Source organism: Actinokineospora sp. NPDC051303 (assembly GCF_055586285.1).
The window spans coordinates 1-22,588 of the sequence record NZ_JBVJIN010000058.1; the positions used below are offsets into that span (position 1 = coordinate 1).

Annotated in this window: 29 protein-coding genes; 24 read left to right on the plus strand and 5 right to left on the minus strand. The window is 71.9% G+C overall.

Features of this window, described 5'->3' with window-relative positions; all coding sequences use genetic code 11:
• The first annotated feature begins 231 nt into the window (after positions 1-231).
• A complete protein-coding gene (locus ACZ6SD_RS28395; RefSeq protein WP_465320071.1) occupies positions 232-834 on the plus strand; it encodes a phosphatase PAP2 family protein in 603 nt (200 codons plus the stop codon).
• Positions 835-949: 115 nt separating this feature from the next.
• Positions 950-1,153, plus strand: a complete 204-nt coding sequence (locus ACZ6SD_RS28400) for a hypothetical protein (protein WP_465320072.1) — start codon at positions 950-952, stop codon at positions 1,151-1,153.
• A gap of 1 nt (position 1,154) precedes the next feature.
• Here the strand turns inward: ACZ6SD_RS28400 and zapE are convergent, their stop codons facing one another.
• Positions 1,155-2,192 (minus strand): cell division protein ZapE, encoded by a 1,038-nt coding sequence (zapE, locus tag ACZ6SD_RS28405; protein WP_465320073.1) that lies wholly within the window; start codon positions 2,190-2,192, stop codon positions 1,155-1,157.
• An 87-nt stretch (positions 2,193-2,279) separates the two neighbouring features.
• Here zapE and ACZ6SD_RS28410 point away from each other — a divergent pair, with 87 nt between their 5' ends.
• From ACZ6SD_RS28410 to ACZ6SD_RS28450, 9 genes are all read left to right on the plus strand, one after another.
• Entirely contained in the window at positions 2,280-3,044 is a 765-nt protein-coding gene (locus ACZ6SD_RS28410; RefSeq protein WP_465320074.1) for a pyrimidine reductase family protein, read from the plus strand.
• 116 nt (positions 3,045-3,160) lie between these two features.
• On the plus strand, positions 3,161-3,643 hold the full coding sequence (locus tag ACZ6SD_RS28415) for an Asp23/Gls24 family envelope stress response protein (protein ID WP_465320075.1): 483 nt from the start codon (positions 3,161-3,163) through the stop codon (positions 3,641-3,643).
• A 2-nt stretch (positions 3,644-3,645) separates the two neighbouring features.
• Complete coding sequence (locus ACZ6SD_RS28420; protein WP_465320076.1) at positions 3,646-4,035, plus strand: Asp23/Gls24 family envelope stress response protein; 390 nt, start codon at positions 3,646-3,648, stop codon at positions 4,033-4,035.
• Positions 4,032-4,280, plus strand: a complete 249-nt coding sequence (locus tag ACZ6SD_RS28425; RefSeq protein ID WP_465320077.1) for a hypothetical protein — start codon at positions 4,032-4,034, stop codon at positions 4,278-4,280. The genes ACZ6SD_RS28420 and ACZ6SD_RS28425 overlap by 4 nt, the downstream gene beginning before the upstream one ends.
• 42 nt (positions 4,281-4,322) lie before the next feature.
• Positions 4,323-4,505, plus strand: a complete 183-nt coding sequence (locus tag ACZ6SD_RS28430) for a hypothetical protein (protein WP_465320078.1) — start codon at positions 4,323-4,325, stop codon at positions 4,503-4,505.
• Positions 4,502-4,900 (plus strand): Asp23/Gls24 family envelope stress response protein, encoded by a 399-nt coding sequence (locus tag ACZ6SD_RS28435; RefSeq protein WP_465320079.1) that lies wholly within the window; start codon positions 4,502-4,504, stop codon positions 4,898-4,900. Before ACZ6SD_RS28430 ends, ACZ6SD_RS28435 begins: the two co-directional genes overlap by 4 nt.
• Positions 4,901-4,902: 2 nt before the next feature.
• A complete protein-coding gene (locus ACZ6SD_RS28440; protein WP_465320080.1) occupies positions 4,903-5,439 on the plus strand; it encodes a DUF6286 domain-containing protein in 537 nt (178 codons plus the stop codon).
• On the plus strand, positions 5,436-6,032 hold the full coding sequence (locus ACZ6SD_RS28445) for an alkaline shock response membrane anchor protein AmaP (RefSeq protein WP_465320081.1): 597 nt from the start codon (positions 5,436-5,438) through the stop codon (positions 6,030-6,032). The genes ACZ6SD_RS28440 and ACZ6SD_RS28445 overlap by 4 nt, the downstream gene beginning before the upstream one ends.
• Before the next feature lie 27 nt (positions 6,033-6,059).
• Positions 6,060-7,181: an ATP-dependent DNA ligase gene (locus ACZ6SD_RS28450; protein ID WP_465320082.1), complete on the plus strand. Its 1,122-nt coding sequence runs from the start codon at positions 6,060-6,062 to the stop codon at positions 7,179-7,181.
• 419 nt (positions 7,182-7,600) lie between these two features.
• On the opposite strand, the gene ACZ6SD_RS28455 is transcribed toward ACZ6SD_RS28450, so the two are convergent.
• Complete coding sequence (locus ACZ6SD_RS28455; protein WP_465320083.1) at positions 7,601-8,518, minus strand: EamA family transporter; 918 nt, start codon at positions 8,516-8,518, stop codon at positions 7,601-7,603.
• A 121-nt stretch (positions 8,519-8,639) separates the two neighbouring features.
• On the opposite strand from ACZ6SD_RS28455, the gene ACZ6SD_RS28460 reads away from it, so the two are divergent.
• The 4 genes from ACZ6SD_RS28460 to ACZ6SD_RS28475 all read left to right on the plus strand — a co-directional run bounded on the left by ACZ6SD_RS28460 (position 8,640) and on the right by ACZ6SD_RS28475 (position 13,972).
• The gene (locus ACZ6SD_RS28460) at positions 8,640-10,205 is read left to right on the plus strand and encodes an alpha/beta hydrolase (protein ID WP_465320084.1); all 1,566 of its coding nucleotides are present in this window, start codon (positions 8,640-8,642) and stop codon (positions 10,203-10,205) included.
• A gap of 199 nt (positions 10,206-10,404) precedes the next feature.
• Positions 10,405-11,241: a HalD/BesD family halogenase gene (locus ACZ6SD_RS28465; RefSeq protein ID WP_465320106.1), complete on the plus strand. Its 837-nt coding sequence runs from the start codon at positions 10,405-10,407 to the stop codon at positions 11,239-11,241.
• Between the two features lie 14 nt (positions 11,242-11,255).
• Positions 11,256-12,074: a class I SAM-dependent methyltransferase gene (locus tag ACZ6SD_RS28470; protein ID WP_465320085.1), complete on the plus strand. Its 819-nt coding sequence runs from the start codon at positions 11,256-11,258 to the stop codon at positions 12,072-12,074.
• A 95-nt stretch (positions 12,075-12,169) separates the two neighbouring features.
• A complete protein-coding gene (locus ACZ6SD_RS28475) occupies positions 12,170-13,972 on the plus strand; it encodes a choline/carnitine O-acyltransferase (RefSeq protein WP_465320107.1) in 1,803 nt (600 codons plus the stop codon).
• Between the two features lies 1 nt (position 13,973).
• Here the strand turns inward: ACZ6SD_RS28475 and ACZ6SD_RS28480 are convergent, their stop codons facing one another.
• Positions 13,974-14,627 carry a DUF6319 family protein gene (locus tag ACZ6SD_RS28480; RefSeq protein ID WP_465320086.1) on the minus strand — a complete coding sequence of 218 codons (654 nt, stop codon included), beginning with the start codon at positions 14,625-14,627 and terminating at the stop codon, positions 13,974-13,976.
• Positions 14,628-14,796: 169 nt separating this feature from the next.
• Between ACZ6SD_RS28480 and ACZ6SD_RS28485 the strand changes: the two genes are divergently transcribed.
• The gene (locus ACZ6SD_RS28485; protein WP_465320087.1) at positions 14,797-15,009 is read left to right on the plus strand and encodes a hypothetical protein; all 213 of its coding nucleotides are present in this window, start codon (positions 14,797-14,799) and stop codon (positions 15,007-15,009) included.
• Between the two features lie 46 nt (positions 15,010-15,055).
• The gene (locus ACZ6SD_RS28490; protein ID WP_465320088.1) at positions 15,056-15,856 is read left to right on the plus strand and encodes an endonuclease/exonuclease/phosphatase family protein; all 801 of its coding nucleotides are present in this window, start codon (positions 15,056-15,058) and stop codon (positions 15,854-15,856) included.
• 40 nt (positions 15,857-15,896) lie between these two features.
• Here the strand turns inward: ACZ6SD_RS28490 and ACZ6SD_RS28495 are convergent, their stop codons facing one another.
• A complete protein-coding gene (locus ACZ6SD_RS28495; RefSeq protein WP_465320089.1) occupies positions 15,897-16,091 on the minus strand; it encodes a hypothetical protein in 195 nt (64 codons plus the stop codon).
• Positions 16,092-16,273: 182 nt separating this feature from the next.
• Positions 16,274-17,326, minus strand: a complete 1,053-nt coding sequence (ligD, locus tag ACZ6SD_RS28500; protein WP_465320090.1) for a non-homologous end-joining DNA ligase — start codon at positions 17,324-17,326, stop codon at positions 16,274-16,276.
• A 243-nt stretch (positions 17,327-17,569) separates the two neighbouring features.
• Between ligD and ACZ6SD_RS28505 the strand changes: the two genes are divergently transcribed.
• From ACZ6SD_RS28505 to ACZ6SD_RS28535, 7 genes are all read left to right on the plus strand, one after another.
• A complete protein-coding gene (locus tag ACZ6SD_RS28505) occupies positions 17,570-18,049 on the plus strand; it encodes a hypothetical protein (RefSeq protein ID WP_465320091.1) in 480 nt (159 codons plus the stop codon).
• Between the two features lie 87 nt (positions 18,050-18,136).
• The gene (hisS, locus tag ACZ6SD_RS28510) at positions 18,137-19,387 is read left to right on the plus strand and encodes a histidine--tRNA ligase (RefSeq protein WP_465320108.1); all 1,251 of its coding nucleotides are present in this window, start codon (positions 18,137-18,139) and stop codon (positions 19,385-19,387) included.
• A 36-nt stretch (positions 19,388-19,423) separates the two neighbouring features.
• Positions 19,424-19,762, plus strand: coding sequence for a hypothetical protein (locus tag ACZ6SD_RS28515; protein ID WP_465320092.1), 339 nt, complete (start codon positions 19,424-19,426; stop codon positions 19,760-19,762).
• 71 nt (positions 19,763-19,833) lie between these two features.
• Positions 19,834-20,277, plus strand: coding sequence for a peptide-methionine (R)-S-oxide reductase MsrB (gene msrB / locus ACZ6SD_RS28520; protein ID WP_465320093.1), 444 nt, complete (start codon positions 19,834-19,836; stop codon positions 20,275-20,277).
• Between the two features lie 130 nt (positions 20,278-20,407).
• Entirely contained in the window at positions 20,408-21,316 is a 909-nt protein-coding gene (locus ACZ6SD_RS28525; RefSeq protein WP_465320094.1) for a TIGR04222 domain-containing membrane protein, read from the plus strand.
• A gap of 20 nt (positions 21,317-21,336) precedes the next feature.
• Positions 21,337-22,140, plus strand: a complete 804-nt coding sequence (locus ACZ6SD_RS28530; protein WP_465320095.1) for an MbnB/TglH/ChrH family RiPP precursor modification enzyme — start codon at positions 21,337-21,339, stop codon at positions 22,138-22,140.
• Entirely contained in the window at positions 22,137-22,577 is a 441-nt protein-coding gene (locus ACZ6SD_RS28535; protein ID WP_465320096.1) for an SCO6045 C-terminal-like domain-containing protein, read from the plus strand. The genes ACZ6SD_RS28530 and ACZ6SD_RS28535 overlap by 4 nt, the downstream gene beginning before the upstream one ends.
• The last annotated feature ends 11 nt before the right edge of the window (positions 22,578-22,588 follow it).

Consider the following 22,588-nt stretch of genomic DNA (forward strand, 5'->3'; position numbering starts at 1 on the left):
GTCGTGGGGCCGAAGGCACCCCACCCGTCTTTCCCACGACGGGATCTTCCTTCATAGGGGCCCCAAAGAAACCACTCCACCCCATCGAGCAACCCACGAAACCCAGCCACCCCGGCAAGCAGACCCCACACCTAAGTTAGGCACGTGTCGACAGAACACCGCCTGCTCCCCAACCACCTGACGCGCCCAGCAGCACTCACCACCACAGTGTGCTTCGCCACAGTCACAGCCATGGCCGTAGCGGTAACCGGAGACACCACAGCAGGTCCCATCGACCAGGCCGGATTCACCGCCGTAGACACGATCTTCACCGCCCTCCCCGGCGTAGCCGACCCCCTGACGCTGGCCTCCCGCCCCATCCCCCTGATCTGCGTCCTAGCAGCCATCGCAGCCATAGCCCTGCGCACAGGCAACCCAAGAATCGCCCTGCTAGCCGCCCTAGCCCCCACAGCCACCGTCGCCCTCAACACCTGGGTCCTCAAGCCGCTCATCGACCGCACCCACGACGGCAAACTGGCCTTCCCCAGCGGCCACACCGCCACCCTCGTCTCAGTCCTGACCGTGCTCACCCTCGCCATCGCGGCCCACGCCCCACCCGGCAAGCGCCTCGCCACCACAGCCGCAGCAGCAGCGACCGCCCTCGTTCTAACCGCGGCAGCGGTAAGCGCGATCATCCGCCTGAGATACCACTACCTGACCGACACGATCGGCGCTGTCTTCTGGGCGGTAGGCGCGGTTCTGACGGTCGCGGCGCTCATCGACTGGGGGGTCGGGCGCGCAGCCTGTGGGCGACGCGCGTCAGTGGCCAAGACAGCGGTAAACGCCGTAGAGTAGCCAGTTCACCCGGCCGGTTCACCTGAAGTAGCGACTAGACCACCGTGTGGCGCTACTGAACCGCAGGCGTACCGTGCGAGACCTGGCAGAGCCCTCGCGAACGGAAAGGATGGCGGTGACCGACACACCCATCTACGACCAGATACGCAAGGAACTGCGCGACAAACCGGACACCGGGGACCCCAAGCCCCGAACCCGGCAGCGGAGCCAGCCGGAGTCGCGCGAGGCGTCCTCGGGCGTGGGCGTCTCGGTCTGGGCGCTGATCGATGAGCACCGCTCCCAACGGCCCGGCGACGCGCCGAGCAGGCGCCGCCCGTGACCTACCCCGCCCGGGGCGTCCGCAACGGCGCGGCGTCGCGGGAGAGGGCGACGAGCCTGCTGACCGCGCGGAGGTACTTCTTGCGGTAGCCGCCGCGCAGCATCTCGTCGGTGAACAGCGCGGAGACGGGCTCGCCGGACACCACGACGGGGATCGCGCGGTCGTAGAGGCGGTCGGCGAAGGCGACCACGCGCAGGGCGACGTCCTGGCCCGCGAGGGCGTGCACGCCGCGCAGGTGCACCGCCGTCACCCCGTCGACCAGCCTGCCGTATCGCGAGGGATGCAGGGTGGCGAGGTGGCGGCACAGCGCGTCGAACTCGTCCACGGTCGAGCCGGGGATGGCCGCCGCGCTGGCCTCGATCTCGGTGTCGGCCAGGGGCGGCGGGGCGTCGGGCAGGCCGCGGTGGCGGTAGTCGGGCCCGTCTACCCGCACCACGGAGAACCGCGCGGACAGCGCCTGGATCTCGCGGAGGAAGTCGTCCGCGGCGAACCGGCCCTCGCCGAGCTTGTCGGGCAGGGTGTTGGAGGTCGCGGCGACGTGCACGCCCGCGTCGGTCAGCTCGGACAGCAGCCGGGTGACCAGCATCGTGTCACCCGGGTCGTCCAGCTCGAACTCGTCGATGGCCAGTAGCCGGTGCCCGCTCAGCCGGGTGACGGCCTCGCGGAACCCCAGCGCGCCGACCAGGTTCGTCAGCTCCACGAAGGTGCCGTAGGCGGCCGGGCCGGGCACCGCGTGCCACATCGAGGCGAGCAGGTGCGTCTTGCCGACGCCGAACCCGCCGTCGAGGTAGAGGCCCGGCTTGTCGCCAGCGGGTTTGCCGCCGAAGATCCGCTTGAACAGCGACTTCTCACCGCCCTCAGCCACCCGCGCGGCGAAACGTGAGCACGCCGCGACCGCGGCGGCCTGGCTGGGCTCGTCCGGGTTGGGCACGTAGGTGTCGAACCGGACGTCGCCGAACCGGGGCGGCGGGGCCATCGCGGCGACGAGTTCCTCGGCGCCGATCACCGGGTCGCGGTCGACCAGTCGGGCTGCGGACATGCCGGGAGCGTAACGGCGTGCTGGGATGGGACCGTGCACAGGCTGTGGCCCCTTTCCCCCCTTTCCCCAGGTCAGACTCAACCCGGTGTGGTGGACGACACCGAACTGGAACTCCTCTACGGCTATCCGGCCGATCTTGACCGGCCGTGGGTGCAGGTCAACTTCGTCAGCAGCGCCGACGGCGCGGCCGAGGTGGAGGGCCGGTCGGCAGGCCTGTCCAGCCCGGCTGACAAGCGGATCTTCGCCCTCGGCCGCGACCTCGCCGACGTGGTGCTGGTCGGCAGGCGCACCGCGGCCGCCGAGCGCTATCGCGGCGTCAAACCCACCGAGGTCCGCGCGGAGCGGCGCTCCCGGCTCGGGCTGAGCCCGGTGCCGCCGATCGCCGTGGTCACCGCGCGGGGCTCGCTTGAGCCGGACTCGCCGCTGCTGACCGACACCCTGGTTCCCCCGATCGTGTTGACCACGGCGGCGGCGCCGACCGCGCGGCTGGCCGCCCTGTCCGACGCGGGCGCGGATGTGGTCGTCGCCGGTGACGGCGAGGTCGACCCGCACCTGGCGCTGGCCGCGCTGGCCGAGCGGAAACTGCTGCGGGTGTGCTGCGAGGGCGGGCCGACCCTGTTCGGCAGCATGATCGCCGCGGACGCCGTCGACCAGCTCTGCCTGACCGTCGCACCGCTGCTGGCGGGCGCGGGCCCGGACCGGATCGCCCCCGCGGGCCTGCCCACCGGCGGCGCCGCCGGGCTGCCCGCGCTCGATCCCGCCGGGACGCCAACCGCGCCGCGCGCGCTTACGCTGGCCTCAGTCCTCACCGAGGACGGATTTCTCATGCTGCGCTACCGCCGCGCCCCGTGATCGACCCGATCGAACTACCACCCGATCGGGTGGTTTTAGGAGAGTTTTCCGCGTAATTGGGCATCTGGCTGACACAGCCCTTCGCACGTGAGCAGCACTGGAAGGAGGGGCCAGCGATGGCACCCACCAGCTCAACCACCCCCGACAAGGCGAACACCGCCCCCGCGCCGCGCACCGGCGCGACCCCGGCCCGGCTCGCCGACGAGCAGTCGCAGGGCAAGACCACGATCGCCTCGAACGTGGTGCAGAAGATCGCGGGCATGGCGGCCCGCGAGGTCTCCGGCGTCTACGCCATGGGCGGCGGCGTGTCCCGGGCGTTCGGCGCGATCCGCGAGCGCATTCCGGGCGCGGGCACAGTGTCCACCTCCGGGGTGTCGGTGGAGGTCGGCGAGAAGCAGGCCGCGGTCGACCTCGACGTGGTGGTCGAGTACGGCGCCGGGATCGTGGAACTCGCCCGCGCCGTCCGCCGCAACGTGATCACCGCCGTCGAGCGGATGACCGGCCTTGAGGTCATCGAGGTCAACATCGCGGTCAACGACATCCACCTGCCCGACGACAACGAGGACACCGAGACGCCGCCCACCTCGCGGGTGGAGTGACCGTGGCGCAGGCACCCCGCCCGACCGACCCCGCCGACCCCGCCGACCCCGCCGACGCCGTGGGCGCGGCGGTGCTCGGCCACCCGGCCGTGGTCCGCCTCGACGGCGGCGCCTTCGGCACGGTCGCCACGCACCTGCCCGGTCGGCGGGTGGTCGGGGTCCAGTTGGGCGCCCCGGGCGACACGGTCACGGTCAGCGTGGTGCTCGCCCTGGGCGCGCCCATCCCGGCGGTCACCGGCGAACTCCGCGAGCGCGTCCGCGCCGTGGCGGGCCCGGTCCCGGTGGACGTCCACGTCAGCGACGTGGAGCCGCTGCCCGCGGTCTCGCCGCCCACGCAACCGGTGCCCGTGCGCGCGGCTCCCGCCGCCGCGCCGCCCCGGGAGCCGCCATGACCTCGCCGCGGGAACGGGCCGAGTTCCGGGAGTTCGTCCGGCGGGCGCACCCCGACCGCGGCGGGGACCCCGCCGCCTTCGTCGCCGGGCTGGCCGAGTTGCGCGAGCGGCAGGCCAGGGCGCGGGAGCGCCCAACCGACCCCCGGTTCGACGCGCCGGTCGTCGGCGGCGACCCGCCGCGCGGGCTGCGCGCCCGCCTGGAGCGCCTGCGGTACCGCAAAGCCCGCAGGCGTCGCCTCCAGTGACCCCAGCGTCCACTTAAGACTGTCCATTGAGGAGCCACCACGATGAACGCAACCCAGACCGGCATCATCGCCGGTCTCGTGCTCGGTTTGGCCGTCACCCAGGGTTTCCTCGCCTTCGTCATCACCCTCGCGATCGGCTTCGTCGGTCTGGTCGTCGGCCGGGTGATCGACGGTGAACTCGACCTATCCGACGTGTTCAGCGGCGGCCGGGGCAAGGACCGGTGACCGCGACCACCGTCACCGCCCGGACTTCCGAAGCCCCGGCGCGGGCGCTCCCCGACCCAGAGGACCGGGGGACGCTGCGCATCGACGCCGCGGTCGTGCGCAAACTCGCCGAGCACGCCGCGAACCACGCGGCCGGGATCGTCGTGACGCGCCGGTCCCTCGCGGGCGTCGACCTCGGCTCCCGCGGCGCGAGCGTCGCCGTGTCCGGCGACGGCGACCAGGTGGACCTGCGCGTCGAGGTGGCGCTGCGCTACCCGGCCTCGGTTCGCGACGTCGTGGCGGGACTGCGCGCCCGGGTCGCCGAGGAGGTCGAGCGGATCACCTCCTACCGGGTCCGCGGCGTCGACGTCACCGTGTCCGCGCTGCTGCCGGAGAGCCGCCCCAGAGTGGAGTGACCATGCGCGTGCTGGTTCGGATCCTGACCCTGCTGCTCGGCCTCGCCCTGGCCGGGGCCGGGGCGCTGCTCGCCGTCGAGGTGGCCTGGGCCTGGGCGCGCCCGGCCCAGAGCCCGCTGCTGGTCCCGTGGCCGAGGTGGCGCGACCAACTCGCCGAGCTGACCTGGCAGAGCGGGACGGTTCGGCTGGTCGCCGCCGCCGTCGCCGCGGTCGGGCTGCTTTTGCTGCTGTTCGCCGCGACCGCGCGCCGCAAGGACGTCGCGCTGCTCGACCCTGGGCCGGGGATCACCGTGCGCACCTCGCCGCGGTCGCTGGCCCGGATCGTCGGGGCGCGCGTGCGGGCGGTGGAGAACGTGGCCGCCGCGTCGGTGACCGCCACTCCCCGACGGGTGCGGGTGCGCGCGATCAGCGGGCTCGAAACCGAGGCCGAACTCCGCCCCCGGCTGCTCGACGTCGTCGGCGCCACCCTCGCCGACCTGCCGCTGGCCAGAAAACCCAAGGTCAGCGTGGTCGTGGACTCCCCGAAGGACCGCTCATGAAGCCCCCGTCCCGCGCCGCCCTCGCCCGGTCCTACCGCGTCGAGCGGGTGTTCACCGTCCTGGTCGGCCTCGCCGCGCTGCTGCTGGGCGCCGCGGCGCTGGTGGTCGGCGCGGGCTGGCTGGGCACGTTCCGCGCCGCCCGCCCGGTGCTCGACCCGATCGCGGTGGACCGGCTGAACGCCTGGCAGCTGCCCGCCCGGATCGCCGCGATCGCCCTCGGCCTGCTGGCGCTGGTGGCGGGCGTCCTGCTGGCCGTGCGCACCCTGCGCCGGGAGCCGCACCCCGATTTCGCGCTCGACCGGTCCGCGGGCAAGCGGCTGCTGGTGACCGGCGGCGCGGTCGCCGACGCCGTCACCGCCGACGCCGAGCGGGTCGAGGGCGTGAGCCGGGCCAAGGCGACCGTGGTCGGCGACGCGGCAACGCCCGCGCTGCGGCTGAGCCTGTGGCTGCGCTACGGCGCCCGGGTCAAGGACGTCTGGCAGGAGGTCGACACCGCGGTGCTGCGCCGGGCCCGGGAGTCCCTCGGCGTCGAGACGATGCCGACCGCGGTCCGGATCGAGCTGGGCGCCCAGGAGAAGCGACGGGTGCGCTGACCGGCCACTAGCAGGCAGTATGTGCTGGTGGCCCTTCCGCTGACCCCGCCCGTCCAACCGATGCTGGCCAAGCCCGCGAAGTCCATTCCGGACGGCGAGGGCCTGGTGTTCGAGCCCAAATGGGACGGTTTCCGCTGCCTGGTGTTCCGCGACGGGCCCGAGGTGACGTTGCAATCGCGCTCAGGCAAACCACTCAACCGGTACTTCCCCGAGGCCGAGGCCGCGCTGCGCGCCGCCCTCCCCGACCGGGTGGTCATCGACGGCGAGCTGATCGTCGCCGTCGACGGCAGACTCGACTTCAACGCGCTGTCCGAACGCATCCACCCCGCCGCGAGCCGGGTCCGGCTGCTCGCCGAGCAGACCCCGGCCCGATTCGTCGCGTTCGACCTCCTCGCCCTCGGCGACGACGACCTGCTGGAGACCCCCGGCGTCGACCGGCGGCGGCGCTTGGAAGACGTGTTCACCGGCACCGTCCTCCCCCAGATCGGCGACCCGCTAGAAGGAACCGTGCACCTGACACCCGCGACCACGGACGCGGACCTGGCACGCCAGTGGTTCACGATCTTCGAGGGCGCGGGCCTGGACGGAGTGATGGGCAAGCCAGCAGCCGGGCCGTACACCCCGAACAAGCGCACCATGCTCAAGTTCAAGCACTCCCGCACCGCCGACTGCGTGGTGGCTGGCCTGCGCTGGCACAAGGACTCAGTCCCCGGCGAAGCGGTCGGTTCACTGATGCTGGGCCTCTACGACAACTCAGGCGCGCTGAACCACGTAGGCGTGGTCGGCTCATTCACCGTCGCCCGCCGCCGCGAGCTAGCAACCGAACTAGCCAACCTAATCCCCGGCGGCGCCGAGGGACACCCCTGGGCGGGCGGCGGCGAGGGTGGCAACGACGCGACCCGAATGCCCGGCGCCATCAGCCGCTGGCGCACCACCGAACAACCCTGGGTGCCACTACGCCGCGAACGCGTAGTCGAGGTCGCCTACGAACACACCGAAGGCACCTACCCCAGCCGCTTCCGACACACCGCCCAATTCCACCGCTGGCGCCCCGACCGCGACCCATCCTCATGCACCTACGACCAGTTGGACGAACCAGCCCGCTACGACCTAGACGCCGTCCTACGCGGCGAAGTCAAGGCCCGCTAGCCCTCATCGCCAACTTTCCAGGGACAGATGGCAAGTCCCCGCCAGGCTGAACCAACGCCCACCAAGCCCCCGACTGCGCGGAACGAGCAGCGCCCCACCACCACCACCACGAAGCCGCACCCGAACTGCCAGGCGCTCGATGGTGCGAAACGAGCCGCATACCCCAAGCACCTGCCAAGCGGAACCTACGCCCGCCCAGTGCTCGATGGGGTGGAGTGGTTTCTTTGGGGGTGAAGGAAGATCCCTAAACTTGCCGTGGTCGTGGGGCCGAAGGCTCCCCACCCGTCTTTCCCACGACGGGATCTTCCTTCGTAGGGGCCCCAAAGAAACCACTCCACCCCATCGAGCAACCCCCACAACCCAGCCCCCCAGGAACCCAGAGAGCAACCCCACCCAAGCAAGCCCCACGAGAGCCAGACTCAGACGTCCGGCCGCGCATAGCGGGTAGCGCCAGCGGACGCGGCGACGACACAGCAGACCGCGACCCACTGAGCAGGCCGCAGCGCCTCATGCAGAACGAGCAAACCCGCGAGAGCGGCCACAGCAGGTTCGAGGCTCATCAGGACGCCGAAGACGCGAGGCGGGATGTGCCGGAGCGCTTCCAGTTCCAGCGAGTACGGGATGACCGACGACATCAGCGCCACGCCTAGCCCCACAACCAGCACCGAGGGCGACAGCAGCGCGCTACCGGCGTCGGCAACGCCGAAGGGCAGCACGGCCGCGCACGCGACGACCATCGCCAGCGCGAGGCCGGAGCCGTCCTCGGTGCGGTTGCCCAGGGCGGCGCCGAGCAGAATGTAGGCCGCCCAGCACGCGCCCGCGGCGAGGGCGAGCAGCAGGCCGGTGAGCGACACGTCGCCGCCGCCGCGGGCCAGCAGCACGACGCCTGCCGCGGCGAGCAGCGCCCACAGGCCGTCGAGCCAGCGCCGGGAGCCGAGCAGGGCCACCGCCAGCGGGCCAAGGAACTCGACGGTGACCGCGATGCCCAGTGGGATGCGGTCGAGCGCGAGGTAGAAGAAGGTGTTCATGGCCGCGAGGACCACGCCGTAGCCGAGGATCACCGGCAGCGCGCGCCGGTCGACACGCGGGGAGGGGCGCCAGATCAGGACGAGGACCGCGGCGGCGAACGCCAGCCGCAGGGCGACCACGCCGCCCGAGCCGACGACCGGGAAAAGCTGTTTGGCCAGGGCCGCGCCGACCTGCACGCTGACGATGCCGACTAGCACCTGCACCGTGGGCGGGACGGCGCCGATCATCCTTGGCGCGCCCGCGGTCACCGCGCTCCACGCCGAGCCCCACCGCGACGACCCCGCCCTGTCCACGTGCGCGACGACCACGCTCTCTCCTTCCGCCCCCGGAATCATCCCATGTCTGACCATGGCCGTTCACCGAGTCCTCACCTGCCTGCCGGCAGGCTGGGCACTGGTGAACGGACCGACGGAAAGAGGGACGAACGGCGTGAGGGTGGGACGCGGGGCCTGGCTGCTGCCGGTCGCACTGCTCGCCGCGTGCACCGCGGGTCCGTCGCCGCGGCCGGGCATCGTCGTCCGGGGCGAGGGCGGCGAGGTCGCCCCGCCGTCCGCGACCGAGGGCCCGGCCCCGGTGCCGCCGCTGGGCGAGCCGGGCCGCTCCCCGATCCGCTGGACCGCCTGCGGCCCCGAGGTGCGCGACCGGCTCGACCGGCTCGCCCCGCCGGACTGGCTCAAGATCGACTGCGGTCGGGTCAACGGCATCCTGGACACCCCCTACGCGCCCGGCCAGGGCACGATGCGGATGCAGGTCCTGCGCGCGGGCACCGGCCCGGTGCCGATCCTGGTGGTCAACGACGTCGACGGCCTCCCCGGCAGCCTCTACGCCGCCCGGCTCGCCGCGACTCTGCCCAGGGAGTTCCTGACCCGCTTCTCCCTCGTCGGCCTCGACCGCAGGGGCACCGGCAACTCCGACGCGGTGCGGTGCGTGCCCGACGAGGTGCGGGCGGCCATGGTCGACGCCGACCCGCGCGCCCTCGACGTCGAGGGCCTGGTCGACCAGGCGCGCACGGCGGGCCAGCAGTGCTCGATCGCCCTGGAGTCGCGCCTGCCCGCGATCGACACCTGGCGCACCGCGGCCGACGCCGAGTCGGTCCGGATCGCGCTGGGCATGGACCGGCTGCACGCCATCGGCCACGGCGAGGGCTCCCGGGTGCTGTCGGTCTACGCCGAACTGCACCCCGACCGGGTGGGCCGGATGGTCCTCGACGGGCTGCCCGACCCGAACCTGGACGCGGTGGTCACCCTGGAGGCGGTCGCCGCTGGCGCCGACGCCACCTTCGGCGCGTTCGCCGAGGACTGCGCCAAGCGCGCCTGCGAGCTCGGCTCGGGCGCGCGTCAGGCGCTGACCGAGGTCATGGCCCGCGCGGCGACCGAGCCGATGGTGGCCGTGCACCCCCAGCACAGCCCGGACCAGGACGTGCGGCTCAACGCGGGCGTCGTGCTGCGCGCGGTCCTCGCGGGCCTGTCCGACCGCCAGCGGTGGCCGGAGCTGTCCAAGGCGCTGGCCGACGCGCGCGGCGGCGTGCCGGACGGCCTCGCCGCGCTGGTCGCCCCGATCGTGGTCGAGTCCGACGACCTCCCGGCGACGTTCGACGCGACCCTGGTCACCAAGTGCAACGACACCAAGTCGCGGCTGTCCACCGAACAGCTCACCGGCGCGGCGAAAGACTGGAACACCCGCTTCCCGGTCTTCGGCGCGCTCGTCGCGGAGTGGCTGGCGGTGTGCAGCCCGTGGCCGGTGCCGTCGCGGCCGCTGCCGCAGCCGAGCGCGCCCACCGCGCCGCCGATCGTCGTGCTCGGCACGGCGACCGACCCGGTGACCCCGCTGTCGGGCACCGAGCACGGCGCGCGGCAGCTCGCCACCGCCGCGCTGGTCTCCTGGCAGGGCGCGGGCCACGGGGCGCTGGGCGCCTCGCCGTGCGCGACCGAGGCGGCGCTGGCGTTCCTCACCGAGGGCAAGGTCCCCAGAGACGGAACCGTCTGCCCGCCCTGATTCGCCGCGATCACAAAACATGCCGATCACACAATATGGCTACGATCACGAATCGCCACACAGGGTGAATGTGCTACACCATTAGAGTGATCAGCTTCATGTGAGCGGAGAGGACCCGATGAGCGCTTCGGACGCCCAGATAGTGGACGCGGGTAGTGACGCTGGTGGTGACACAGTGATTGAGGCCCTGATTGACACCATGGTCGACACCAACCGCTATCCCCTATCGGATCCGAGAAGCGCGGCGTGGCAGGACATCGTTTCCCGCGCCAGAGTTGATCTCCGCGAGCACGGGTGCAGTGTTCTCCCCGATTTCATCCGGCCGTCCTTGCGCGCGGCATTGCGCGCCGAAGGCGCCCACATCGCCCCATCGGCGCATTACGACGTGGAAATCGTCAACGCCTACAACATCTCGGTCGACACCCCGCTGCCCGAGGACCACCCGGGCCGCACCACGATGGAGCGCGGCAACGCGTTCGTGCCGCGGGACCGCATTCCCGAGGACTTCCTCATCCACCGGCTCTACACGAACGGGCTTTTCCAGCGGTTCGTCGCCGACTGCTTCGAGCTGCCCCGCCTGCACGAACTCGCCGATCCGCTGGCCGGGCTGGTCCTCAACGTCGTCTCCCCCGGAATGTCGCACCCGTGGCATTTCGACACCAACGAGTTCACCGTGAGCATGCTCACCCAGGAATCCGAATCGGGCGGCGTCTTTGAATACTGCCCGAACATCCGGTCGGCGCGGGCGGAGAACTTCGCCGATGTCCGAGCCGTTCTCGCAGGTCAGGGCGAGCGGCTGGTCCGGAGTCTCGCGCTGCACCCGGGCGATCTCCAGTTGTTCAAGGGCCGCTATTCACTGCACCGGGTGAGCACGGTCGGCGGCACGACCGCCCGCCATTCCGCCATTTTCGCCTACAGCGAGCGCCCCGGGGTCATGGGCAGCGTAGAGCGTACGAGACAGCTCTTCGGCCGAGTGCTCCCCGAGCACTTGGCCGCGGCAGGGCGCGCCGTGCGCGGCGATCAGCTGCTCGACTAGGAGAGGAACCGCTCGTGCGTTTCGACCCCACCGGAAAAATCTCCTTCGACCACATCTACACCCAGCCCGACCCCCGGCCCTATTTCACCGCCCTGCGCGGGCTGGACTACTGCATTCCCGAGCAGGCCAAGCCCTATTTCACGAAACTCATCGGCGAATACCGGGAGGCGCACGGGGTGGCCGCGCCGACCGTGCTGGACATCGGCTGCTCCTACGGCATCAACGCCGCCCTGATCGCCTGCGACGCGACGATGGACGAGCTCTACGAGCACTACACCGACCCCGCCGTCGCCGACGCCGACCGGGACACGCTGGTGGCCCGCGACCGGGAGCTGGTCCGCTCGCGCAAGCGCCTGGAGGGCCAGCGGTTCATCGGGTTCGACGCCTCGGCGCCCGCCCTGGCCTACGCGCACGCCGCCGGGTTCCTCGACGACGTGGTGAACGCCGACCTGGAGAGCCGCGACCCCACCGAGGACGAGCGCGCCCGGCTCGCCCGCGCGGACGTGGTCATCTCGACCGGCTGCGTCGGTTACGTCACCGAGAAGACGATCGCCCGGGTGGCCAGCGCGCACGGCGAGCGCAAGCCGTGGATGGCGCACTTTGTGCTGCGGATGTTCCCGTTCGACCCGGTCGCCGACGCCCTCGCGGACCTGGGCTACGAGACCATCCACGTCGAGGGCGTGTTCAAGCAGCGCCGGTTCGCCTCGGAAGAGGAGCAGTCGCAGGTGCTGGAGACGCTGGCGGCCACCGGCGCGGACCCCTACGGCTTGGAGGCCGACGGCTGGCTCTACGCCCGCCTGTTCATCTCACGCCCGCGGGAACTGGCGCGCTAGTGGCTCCGACCGCCACGATGTAGCACCTGATCAGCGCTGATCAACCCGGCGCCGGTCAGCACCGACCGAGTCCACCGCACAGAGTTTCGAGGACGATCGTGAACACCAGCCAGGAATGGTCCACCCGCACGTTCGGGAACGAGGACCGACTGCCCCGCGTGCCGCTGCCCACCGTGGAGGAGAGCTGTCAGCGGTTCCTTGAGTGGTGCTCGCCGCTGCTGACCGCGGACCAGCTGGCCGAGACCGAGGCCGCCGTCGCGGACTTTCTTCGCCCGGACAGCCCGGCCCGCGCGCTGCACGCCGAGCTGGAGCGGTTCAACGACGCCGAAGGCACGCAGAGCTGGCTGGACACGTTCTGGCCGTCGCGCTACCTGGGCCGCCGGGACCGGATCGCGCTGAACGCGAACTTCTTCTTCCTCTTCAAGGACGCCGATCAGGGCCAGGTGGAGCGCGCGGCCGGGATCATCGCCTCGGCGGTGGACTTCAAGCTGCTGCTCGACGCCGAGGAGATCCCGCCGGTCATCCAGCGCGGGCAGGCGCTGTCGATGGCGCAGAACAAGTACCTGTTCTCCACCACCCGCATCCCCGGCGCCGTGCAGGACACCGTCCGCACCCCCTACACCCCGGAGTGGCCCGGCCCGTCCGACGCGCGCCACATCGTGGTGTTCTTCGGGGGCTCCATGTTCCGCATGGACGTGCTCGGCCCCGACGGCGTGCCGCACTCGCTTGACGACCTCGCCACCGGCCTGCGCGCGATCATGAAGACCGACACCGCGGACGCCACCTCGGAGACCTCGGTCGGGCACCTGACCACCAAGGCCCGCGCGGAGTGGGCCGCCACCCGCGAGACCCTGGCGAGCCTGCCCGGCAACGCCGCCGCGCTCGACACCATCGAGACCGCGCTGTTCTGCCTGTGCCTGGAGGACTTCACCCCCGCCGACACCCAGGAGACCTGCGACCACCTCCTGCACGGCGACAGCGGCAACCGCTGGTTCGACAAGGCGCTGTCGTTCATCGTGTTCGGCAACGGCCGGGCCGGGATCAACATCGAGCACTGCGGCCTCGACGGCACCACGATCCTGGCGTTCATCGACACCCTGCTCAACACCCCGGCCGAGGAGCACTCGCGCCGATCGGGCGCCCAGCCGCAGGGCCTGCCCGCGGTCGAGCCGATCGAGTTCACCCTCGATGACGACCTGCGCGCCGAGGTGCGCGAGGCGGCCGAGTCCTTCGCCGCCTACGCCGCCGCGACCGCGACCAAGGCGCTGACCTTCGAGGACGCGGGCGCGAACCGGGCCAAGCAGCTCGGCATGTCGCCGGACGCGTTCGTGCAGATGGCTTTCCAGCTCGCGCACAAGCGCACCAAGGGGATCGTGGGCGCCACCTACGAGTCCATCGCCACCCGCCAGTACCAGAACGGGCGCACCGAGGCGATGCGCGTGGTCACCCCCGAGTCGGTGGCGTTCGTGACCGCCATGACCGACCCGGCGGCCGACGCGGACACCCGCCGGGCGGCGTTCCGCGCCGCGGCGGCCAAGCACGTGGCGCGCGCCAAGGAGTGCCAGTCCGGGCAGGCGCCCGAGCAGCACCTGTGGGAGCTCCAGCTCATCCAGAAGCGCGCGGGCGGCGGCGAGCCGCTGGCCCTCTACGACTCCCCCGGCTGGATCGTCATGCGCGACGACTACCTGAGCACCAGCTCCGCGCCGTCGCTGAACATCCAGTACTTCGGGTTCGGCGCGACCAGCAGCCAGTGCATCGGCGTCGCCTACGCCCTGCTCCCGGACCGGCTCAACGTCTACCTGAGCACGCCGATGCCGGTGGCAGCCGAGATGCACGGCTTCGCCGACCACCTGCGCGACGCGCTCGGCGAGCTGCAGGAACTGCTCGCCTCGGAGTAGGTCACCCGAGTTCCCGAAGGGCGCGTTGAGCGGCTTCCAGCTCGGCTTTGAGCTGCTCGACGCGCCTTTCCTGCCGTTCGCGGGCGGCGTCGAGCGCGCTGCCGATCGCCTCGCCGACCGCGGGCGGCAGCGACCGCGCCGCCTTGGCCACATCGCCTGCGGGGACCGGTGTCCAGCGGACGGTGCGCTTCTTCCCGGCCAGCACGTCGACCGTCCACTCCCCCTCGGGCGTGGAGTGCAGGGTCACGGTGATCTCCACGGGCTGCTTGCGCCCGCGCGGCTGGGCCCGGGGAGCCGGTCGCTCCGGTTTCCCGGGCTCGATGCCCACGACCACGTCCGGCGCACTCGTGACCTCGACCGGGGTCTCCGGCTCTGGAACGCTCCTCGGCGCCGCTTTCGGCTTCGGCGGCGGCTTGACCACGGTCAACTCGGTGGGCGAGAACGACAGCACATCCCGCGAACCGGTGGGCCGGACCTGGATGTAGTCGCCCTCGGCTGGCTCGTCGAAGGCCACCACCTTCGCCGACTGCCCGCTGGTCACCCCCACCGCGGCGGGGGTGAACCACACCGGGGTCGGCTTTCCCTCGGCCAGGCTCGCCCGCAGCCGCTCGATATCCTCCGCAGACAGCCCGTTCTTGGCCGACACCGCTGCCACCTTTGCCTCCCCCATCTGTCTCCCCCATCCGACTGACGATCTCCGTGCTGAGTGATCAAGCCCGGTCGTAGTGTGCCGTGCCGGTACGACAAGGGACGACCCCCGTGGGCGACACCCGTTCGGCGGACACCGCGTGCCAGTTCGACAGGGACGATCTACGTTCCGGATGATGAACGTCCGGTACCTGTGGTGGCGTAGCTGTTACGACGGTGTGCTGCACGCGTTCCCGTTGGCCGCGGGGGCCCGGCTGGCCCACCGGCACTACCGCGCGTCCTGCACCCACGCCGCGCCGCCGGACCTCACCCGCGCCCGGGTCGAGGGACCGCGCTGCGCGCTGTGCCTGCTGATCATCGGCGAACCGATGGTTGCCAAATCACCTTGATCTACGGTATCAGGTGAGGTAGCCACTTTCGCCGGGAGGCCCAGCCGTGCGCGAAATCCTGCTCGCCCTGCTGCTGCTCGTGCCCGCCCCGCCGCACCCAGCCCCGGTCCCGGTGCGGGTGGCGACGTTCAACATTCACAGCGGCGTCGGCGCCGACGGCGCCCTCGACCTGGCCCGCACCGCCGCCGCGATCCGCGACACCGGCGCGGGCGTCGTCGGCCTGCAAGAGGTCGACGTGCACTGGTCCGCGCGCAGCGCGTTCGCCGACCAGGCCCGGGAACTGGCCCGGCTGACCGGGATGCGGGTGTTCTTCGCCCCCATCTACGACCTGCCCGGCGCCCCGCGACGGCGGTTCGGCGTCGCGGTGCTGAGCGCGTACCCCATGCCGCGCACCGAGAACCACGAAATCACCCGTCTGTCCACACAGGACCCCAATGCGGCGCCTGCGCCCGCCCCCGGCTTCGCGGAGGCCGAGATCCTGGTGCGCGGCAGGCGAGTGCACGTGTACGCGACGCACCTCGACTACCGCCCCGACCCGGCCGTCCGCGCCGCCCAAGTCGCCGACACCCGGCGGGTGCTGGCTGCCGACGAGCCCGGCGCGGCCCAGATCCTGCTCGGCGACCTCAACGCGGAGCCGGACGCGCCGGAACTGGCGCCACTGTGGACGACCCTGATCCGCGCCGGCACCGGCCCCACGTTCCCCGGCCCCGATTTTCCGCACAGCGCCAAGACTCTCGACCACATCGCGGTCTCCGACGCCATCCAGATCCACGCCGCGACCACCCGCCCCGGCGCGGCGTCGGACCACTGGCCCGCCGTGGCGGATCTGCTGCTGCCGCAAGGCTGACGGCCCGGAAAGTTACTGTCCGGCCGTCGATGTCACAGCGTCAGACCTCACGCAGCCGGTACTCGCAGCCGTACTCCACCGCGTAGTGCAAGTCGTAGTGATGCACGATCTTCGGCCCACCGTGCAAGTGGACATGCGTCACCGTCGACCGGGGCTCAGCGGGCAACACGCTCAGCGTGTCCACCCGCCCGTCGAGAGGACCGCCGACGTAGCGGACGAGGTACGAGTCCGTCATGGTGATCCCCTTTCGCTCTCCTTGCAGTGTAAATCGAAACACCGACAATCCCGCCGGTCCGAACGATGTTCGTCACCCGCGATCAACCGGACGGAGCAACGCGGGCGCGCGCGCCGCCGTTTCCCCGTAACGTTCGGGGGTTCCGGCGGGCGTCCACAATCCACACACCGCCCCGGAAGCAGTCAGTCGCGGGCCTTCGAGGGCTGGACGCGCTTGGGCTCGCCCGGCATCTTCGGGTAGTCGGGGGGATACGGAAGGTCACCCAGGCCGCGGTCGCGTTCGTCCTGGTCGGCCAGATCGATCAAGGGCAGCAAGGAGAAAGCGCGCTCGGCGACCGGCGCGTGCAGGTCGCCGACTTCGGCGAAGCGGGCGGGCATGGTCAGGATGGAGAAGTCCTCCGGGTGGACGTCGGACAGCTCGTCCCAGGTCAGCGGGGCCGAGACCAGGGCGCGCGGGGTGGGGCGGATGGAGTAGGCCGAGGCGATGGTGCGGTCGCGGGCCATCTGGTTGTAGTCGATGAACACCCGGGCGCCGCGTTCCTCCTTCCACCAGCTCATGGTCACCTGCTCGGGCATCCGCCGCTCCATCGCCCGCCCCAGGGCGATCAGAGCGCGCCGGGCCTCGGTGAACGTCCAACGCGGCTCGATCGGGACGTAGAGGTGCACGCCGCGACCGCCGGAAGTCTTGGGGAACGCCTCGATGCCCATCGACGCCAACAGCTCGCGCACCTGAAACGCCACGGTGACCGCATCGGCGAAGTCGGTGCCGGGCTGCGGGTCCAGATCGATGCGCAACTGGTCGGGGTGGTCGACATCGGCGCGGCGGACCGGCCAGGGGTGGAAGGTGAGCGTGCCCAGATTCGCCGCCCAGGCCACGACAGCCAGTTCGGTAGGGCACACCTCGTCGGCGGGGCGACCGCTGGGAAAGGTGATGCGGGCGGTCTCGACGTAGTCGGGCGCGCCCTTGGGGATGCGCTTCTGGTAGAACGCGTCACCACTGTTGTCTTGGCGGGTGGACAGCTTCGCGCCCTCGAAAACGCCGCCAGGCCACCGTTCCAACGTCGTCGGCCGCTCCCGCAGGGCCCCGAGAATACCGTCGCCGACGCTGAGAAAGTACTCCACGATCTGACGTTTCGTGACCCCGATATCGGCGAAGTACGGCTTGTCCGGATTGGACACCCGCACTGCCCGCAGCCCATGCGGGCCCTCGACCTCGATCTCCACCGCTGGCGCCATTGGCCCAGCGTACGGCCGGTGGGAAACGCCCGCGCGCGCTTTGGTGACCTCCCGGTGACGAACTCACTCACTTCCGGCGCGACGGATCAGCGGAAGCAGCGCGTGGGGATCGGTGAACCAGACCGCCCCGGAGATCGAGAGAATGACGTCTTCGCGCCGGGCTCGCCGCCCGCGCGGCACACTCGAAGCCATCCTCACCCTCATCTACTCCGCCCACTGACCCCGACACCCCCCAGGACGAACGTGCGTATCGGCATCACCGGACACAGCAACCTCAGCGACGACACCGTGCCACTGGTCGCGAGCGCCATCCGGATGGCGCTGGCCGGGCGTTCCGGTCCCGATTTGGTGGGGGTGACCTGCCTGGCCCGGGGCGCGGACCAGGTGTTCGCCCACGTCGTGCTCGAACTGGGTGGGGCGATCGAGGTCGTCGTTCCCTCGGCCGACTACCGGGAGCGCAAGGTGAAGCCGGACAACGCCGCCGAGTTCGATGCCCTGATCGGCAAGGCGGGAACCGTTCGCACGATGCCGTTCGCCGAGGCTGGCCGGGACGCGTACATGGCCGCGAGTGAACACGTCCTGGACACCGTGGACGCCTTGGTCGCGGTGTGGGACGGCGGGCCGTCCGGTGGGCACGGCGGGACCGCGGACGTCGTCGCGGCGGCGCGGGGGCGTGGGCTGCCGGTGGCGGTGGTGTGGCCGGACGGGGCGCGCCGCGGGTAGGGGCGGTGGTCCGGCCAGGGCGGATGGCCTGCCGGTAGCGTTGACGCGACCGTTAACCGTCATCTGCGAGGAACCCGACCGGTGAAGATGGACAACAGCCCCGCCCGGGGCACCCGTGACCTGCTGCCCGCGACCGTGGCCGTGCGCGACCACGTGCTGGCCCGGATCACCGAGGTCTACCACCGGTACGGCTACCAGCGCATCGAGACGCCCGCGCTGGAGAACATCGAGCGCCTGCAGGGCGGGCAGGGCGGCGAGAACGAGAAGCTGATCTACCGGGTGCTGCGCCGGGGACTTGACGAGGTCGTCGCCGCCGAGACTCGGCTGGACGATCTGGTGGACCTGGGGCTGCGCTACGACCTGACCGTGCCGCTGACCCGGTTCTACGGCAACAACCAGGCGAGCCTGCCGCAGCCGTTCCGGTCGTTCCAGTTCGGGCCGGTGTGGCGGGCCGAGCGGCCGCAGAAGGGCCGCTACCGGCAGTTCTACCAGTGCGACATCGACATGCTCGGCGAAGAGAGCGTGCTGGCCGAGGTCGAGCTGATCGAGGCGACCACCGAGGCGCTGGCCGCCGCCGGGCTCGACGGCGCCACCGTGCGGGTCTCCGACCGGCGGTTCCTGTCCGCGCTGGCGCAGGCCGCCGGGCTGCCCGAGCAGGCGTGGACCGGGCTGTTCATCACCCTGGACAAGCTCGACAAGATCGGCTGGGAAGGCGTGCGCGCCGAGCTGCCCGGCCGGGGGCTCGACGCGGCCCAGATCGACCGGCTCCAGGAGAAGATCACCGGCCTGCGCGGCGTCGACCCGGCCAAGCTGGGCGACCGGCTCGCCGAGGCGGTGCCGGACCTGCCCGACGAGGTCGTCGCCGACTTGGCCGCCACCGCCGACTCGCTGCGCGCGCTCGACGGGCTGGACTGGGAGTTCGACCCGACCCTGGTGCGCGGCATGGGCTACTACACCGGCCAGATTTTCGAGATCACCCACCCGGCGGCGGCCGGGTCGGTCGCGGGCGGCGGGCGCTACGACCGGCTCATCGGCCGCTCGCTGGGCCGCGACGTGCCCGCGTGCGGGTTCTCCATCGGCTTCGAGCGCATCGTGGACCTGATCGAGGGCGCCGGGAGCCGCGCGGCGGTCGCGGTGCTCTACGAGGCTGACGTGCCGCTTCCCACGGTCGTCGGCAGCGCCCGCGAGCTGCGCCGGGACGGCCGGGCCGTCTCGCCGATCCGCAGGCGCGGCAAGCTGGGCGCGCAGCTGGGCAGGCTGGCGGAGTGGGGTTTCACCTCGGTCGTGCACCTGCGCGCGGACGGCCCCGCCGAGGAGCGTCCGCTGGAATCTCGCTGATTCCTCTTCCCCTGCCCGGCAAGCTACCGTGGAGGCATGGTCGGGACAGGCTTCCGCGGGGCGTCCGACGATGACCCGCGCCCGGACGAGCGCCCCAGGCCGAAGGACCGTTTCTCCGACGACCTGATCGGCCTCGATCCGGCCGACCCCGAGGCCAGGGAGTTCGCCGAGCACCTCGACCGGGTGGAACGGGTGCGGCCGAGCTACACCGTCGAGGGCTACCTCGGCCAGGTCAGCGACTTCGCCGAGTCGGCGAACCGGCTCGGCGGCCACTACCGGCTCACCGCGGGCATAGTCGCGGCCCTGATCTTGTTGGGTGTGGTGGTGGCCGCGTGGGACGCCCTGGTGTTCATCGTGAGCGTCCTGCTCGGGTAGGCGCCCGGCGGCGGAGCACGCGGAAACGAAACCCTGGGGAGAAGAGAGACTTCCGAATGAAGCAGGCGGGAATGAAGCCGGTGGTGGGCGCGACGCCGCGCGTGGTCAAGTCCGAGCAGGAGTGGCGCGCCGAGCTCGATCCGCGCGAGTACGCCGTGCTGCGCGAAGCGGGCACCGAGCCAGCGTGGACCGGCGAGTACACCGAGACCAAGACCGCCGGGGTGTACCGGTGCCGCGCGTGCGGGGCCGAGCTGTTCCGCAGCGACACCAAGTTCGAGTCGCACTGCGGGTGGCCGTCGTTCTTCTCGCCGCTGGCTGGCGAGAGCGTCGTGCTGCGCGAGGACCGCACGCACGGGATGGTCCGCACGGAGGTGCTGTGCGCGAGCTGCCACAGCCACCTCGGGCACGTCTTCGAGGGCGAGGGCTACCCGACGCCGACCGACCAGCGGTACTGCATCAACAGCATCTCGCTCACCCTCGTCCCCGACAGTGACACCCACACCGACGGGGCCTGAGGGCTCCTTACCTCAAATTCACCTCAAGCAGCCCTAAGTCCAGCCCACGGGTTCCCTAAATCTTGCTCAAGCTCTCTTGTGCGCGCGCTCACACCGGATCGAGCATGGTCGCACTCACAAGGGGGACGACATGAACGAACCGTGGGGAATCAGCGGGCCGGAGTTCCTCCGGCTGTATCTGGTGGCGGCGGCGTTCGCGGTGCTCATCGCGCTCGCGGTCCGGATCATGGCTCGCACGGCGTCCGCGGCGGAGCGGGCGCCCGGTCAGCTCACTCTGGACGAGCTGGCGTACCTGGCGGGCGGCGCCCGACGCGTCGTGGAGACCGCGATCGCCAGGTTGCTGGACGAGGGGAAGCTGCGCACGAGCCGCACGGGGGCGGTTCAGGTGGTCGAGGGCGCGCACGGGGGTGGCGCCGTCGACCAAGCCGTGATCGCGGACGCCAAGCGGTACGGGCACCGCACGCTCAGCCTGCTTGTCGACAAGGTCGGTCAGGACCCCGCCGTCACCAGGATCGGCGCGGACCTGACCCGCAAGGGGTTGCTGGTCGACAAGGGGCGGTCGCGGGCGCGGCTGTCCGCTGCTCCGCTCGCCGTGCTCTTCGCGGTGGGCGCGGCGCGGTGGGTCAACGGACTGGCCGAAAGCCGCCCGATCGGGTGGCTGACCGTGGCCCTGCTCGCGACAGCGGTGGTCATGGTGGCGCTGTTCCGGCGGCCGGTGCCGTCCCGGACCTACCTGGGCTCCCGAATGCTGGCCGAGGCGCGCCGGGGACGGGCCAAGGCGAGCGACCGGACGGTCGGGGCGCACGTCCCTGACTACGCGCTCGGCACCGCGGCCGGGCTGGTGGTGTTCGGCGGGCTGGCCACCTATCCGGACGCCGAGATCGCCGCGGCGCTGGAGACGCAGCGGGCGGCGTCGGGGTCCTGGGCGTCGTCCAGCAGCTCGTCCAGTTCGTCAAGCTGCGGGGGAAGCGGCGGGTCGTCCTGCGGGGGTGGGGGCGGCGGGGGTGGCTGCGGCGGCGGCGGAGGCTGCGGCGGCTGATCGAGGGGGAAAGGGACGGCATGGGTGAGCTCGGGGTGGGCATCGGCTGGCGGTCGGAGATCGATCTGACCGTCGAGCGGCTGCCGGGCGTCGACTTCGTGGAGGTCGTGGCGGAGAACCTGCACCGCGACCACCTGCCGGAGTCGCTGCGGCTCCTACGGGGTCGAGGGGTCCCCGTTCTCCCCCATGCCGTCTCCCTCTCTCTGGGCGGGGCCGACCCGCTCGACCGGGACCGGGTCGAGCACCTGGCCGCGGTCGCGGAGCTGCTGGACGCCCCGGTGGCCAGCGACCACATCTGCTTCGTCCGCGCGGGCGGGCTGGACTCCGGGCACCTGATGCCGGTGCCGCGCACCCGCGACGCGCTCGACGTGCTCACCGCCAACGTGAAGGCGGCGCAGGCGGACCTGGGGAGGCCGCTGGCGCTGGAGAACATCGCCGCGCTGCTGGAGTGGCCGGACGCGGAGCTGACCGAGGCTGCGTTCCTGACCGAGCTGGTCGAGCGCACCGGCTGCCTGCTGCTGATCGACGTGGCCAACCTGTGGGCCAACGCCCGCAACCTGGGCCAGGACCCGGTCGCCCTGCTCGACGGGCTGCCGCTGGAGCGGATCGCGTACGTCCACGTCGCCGGGGGCGTCGAGCGCGACGGGGTGTACCACGACACGCACGCCCACCCGGTGCCCGACGGCGTGCTCGACCTGCTGGGCGAGCTGTGCGCGCGGGTCCGCCCGCCCGGGGTGCTGCTGGAGCGCGACGACCGCTACCCCGCGGACGCCGTCCTGGCCGCCGAGCTGGCCGCGATCCGCGGCGTCCTGGCGGGCACATGACCAGCGACAAGAGCGGCGACAGGGCCAGCGGCGAGCCGACCGGCGGGAACGCCGACCAGCGGGCGCGGCTGGCCGCCCGGCAGGCGGACCTGCTGCGCGCGCTGCTCGCGGGCGGGCCGCCGCCCCCGGGCTTCGACCCGGCCGAGGTGGCGGTGGAGGCGGCGGCCCTGCTGGCGAAACGACGCCGGGTGGTCGCGCGTCTGGCCCCGGACCTGACCGGCGACCTGGGCGAGCGGTTCCCGCCGCTGTTCGACGAGTACGCGCGCGCGAACCCGCGCCGCGTGGGATCACGGGCTCGCGAGGACGCCGCGGCGTTCGAGCGGTGGTTGACCGATCGGGGCAACCTGGCCAAGCCGAGGCGCCCTTGGTGGCGACCGGGGCGGCCAGGGGATCGGGCCCGGGTGGTGTCGCGCCGAGGCGCGGCACCACCCGGATAGACCCACTCCGC

Bases quoted from the DNA above. Each gene is read 5' to 3' on its own strand.
- ACZ6SD_RS28445 (WP_465320081.1), top strand. From the start codon at position 5,436: ATGAAGCCCCCGTCCCGCGCCGCCCTCGCCCGGTCCTACCGCGTCGAG.
- ACZ6SD_RS28430 (WP_465320078.1), top strand. From the start codon at position 4,323: ATGAACGCAACCCAGACCGGCATCATCGCCGGTCTCGTGCTCGGTTTG.
- zapE (WP_465320073.1), bottom strand. From the start codon at position 2,192: ATGTCCGCAGCCCGACTGGTCGACCGCGACCCGGTGATCGGCGCCGAG.
- ACZ6SD_RS28465 (WP_465320106.1), top strand. From the start codon at position 10,405: ATGGTCGACACCAACCGCTATCCCCTATCGGATCCGAGAAGCGCGGCG.
- ACZ6SD_RS28495 (WP_465320089.1), bottom strand. From the start codon at position 16,091: ATGACGGACTCGTACCTCGTCCGCTACGTCGGCGGTCCTCTCGACGGG.
- ACZ6SD_RS28515 (WP_465320092.1), top strand. From the start codon at position 19,424: ATGGTCGGGACAGGCTTCCGCGGGGCGTCCGACGATGACCCGCGCCCG.
- ACZ6SD_RS28525 (WP_465320094.1), top strand. From the start codon at position 20,408: ATGAACGAACCGTGGGGAATCAGCGGGCCGGAGTTCCTCCGGCTGTAT.
- hisS (WP_465320108.1), top strand. From the start codon at position 18,137: ATGGACAACAGCCCCGCCCGGGGCACCCGTGACCTGCTGCCCGCGACC.
- ACZ6SD_RS28440 (WP_465320080.1), top strand. From the start codon at position 4,903: ATGCGCGTGCTGGTTCGGATCCTGACCCTGCTGCTCGGCCTCGCCCTG.
- ACZ6SD_RS28530 (WP_465320095.1), top strand. From the start codon at position 21,337: ATGGGTGAGCTCGGGGTGGGCATCGGCTGGCGGTCGGAGATCGATCTG.
- msrB (WP_465320093.1), top strand. From the start codon at position 19,834: ATGAAGCCGGTGGTGGGCGCGACGCCGCGCGTGGTCAAGTCCGAGCAG.
- ligD (WP_465320090.1), bottom strand. From the start codon at position 17,326: ATGGCGCCAGCGGTGGAGATCGAGGTCGAGGGCCCGCATGGGCTGCGG.
- ACZ6SD_RS28395 (WP_465320071.1), top strand. From the start codon at position 232: ATGGCCGTAGCGGTAACCGGAGACACCACAGCAGGTCCCATCGACCAG.
- ACZ6SD_RS28425 (WP_465320077.1), top strand. From the start codon at position 4,032: ATGACCTCGCCGCGGGAACGGGCCGAGTTCCGGGAGTTCGTCCGGCGG.
- ACZ6SD_RS28535 (WP_465320096.1), top strand. From the start codon at position 22,137: ATGACCAGCGACAAGAGCGGCGACAGGGCCAGCGGCGAGCCGACCGGC.
- ACZ6SD_RS28485 (WP_465320087.1), top strand. From the start codon at position 14,797: ATGAACGTCCGGTACCTGTGGTGGCGTAGCTGTTACGACGGTGTGCTG.
- ACZ6SD_RS28415 (WP_465320075.1), top strand. From the start codon at position 3,161: ATGGCACCCACCAGCTCAACCACCCCCGACAAGGCGAACACCGCCCCC.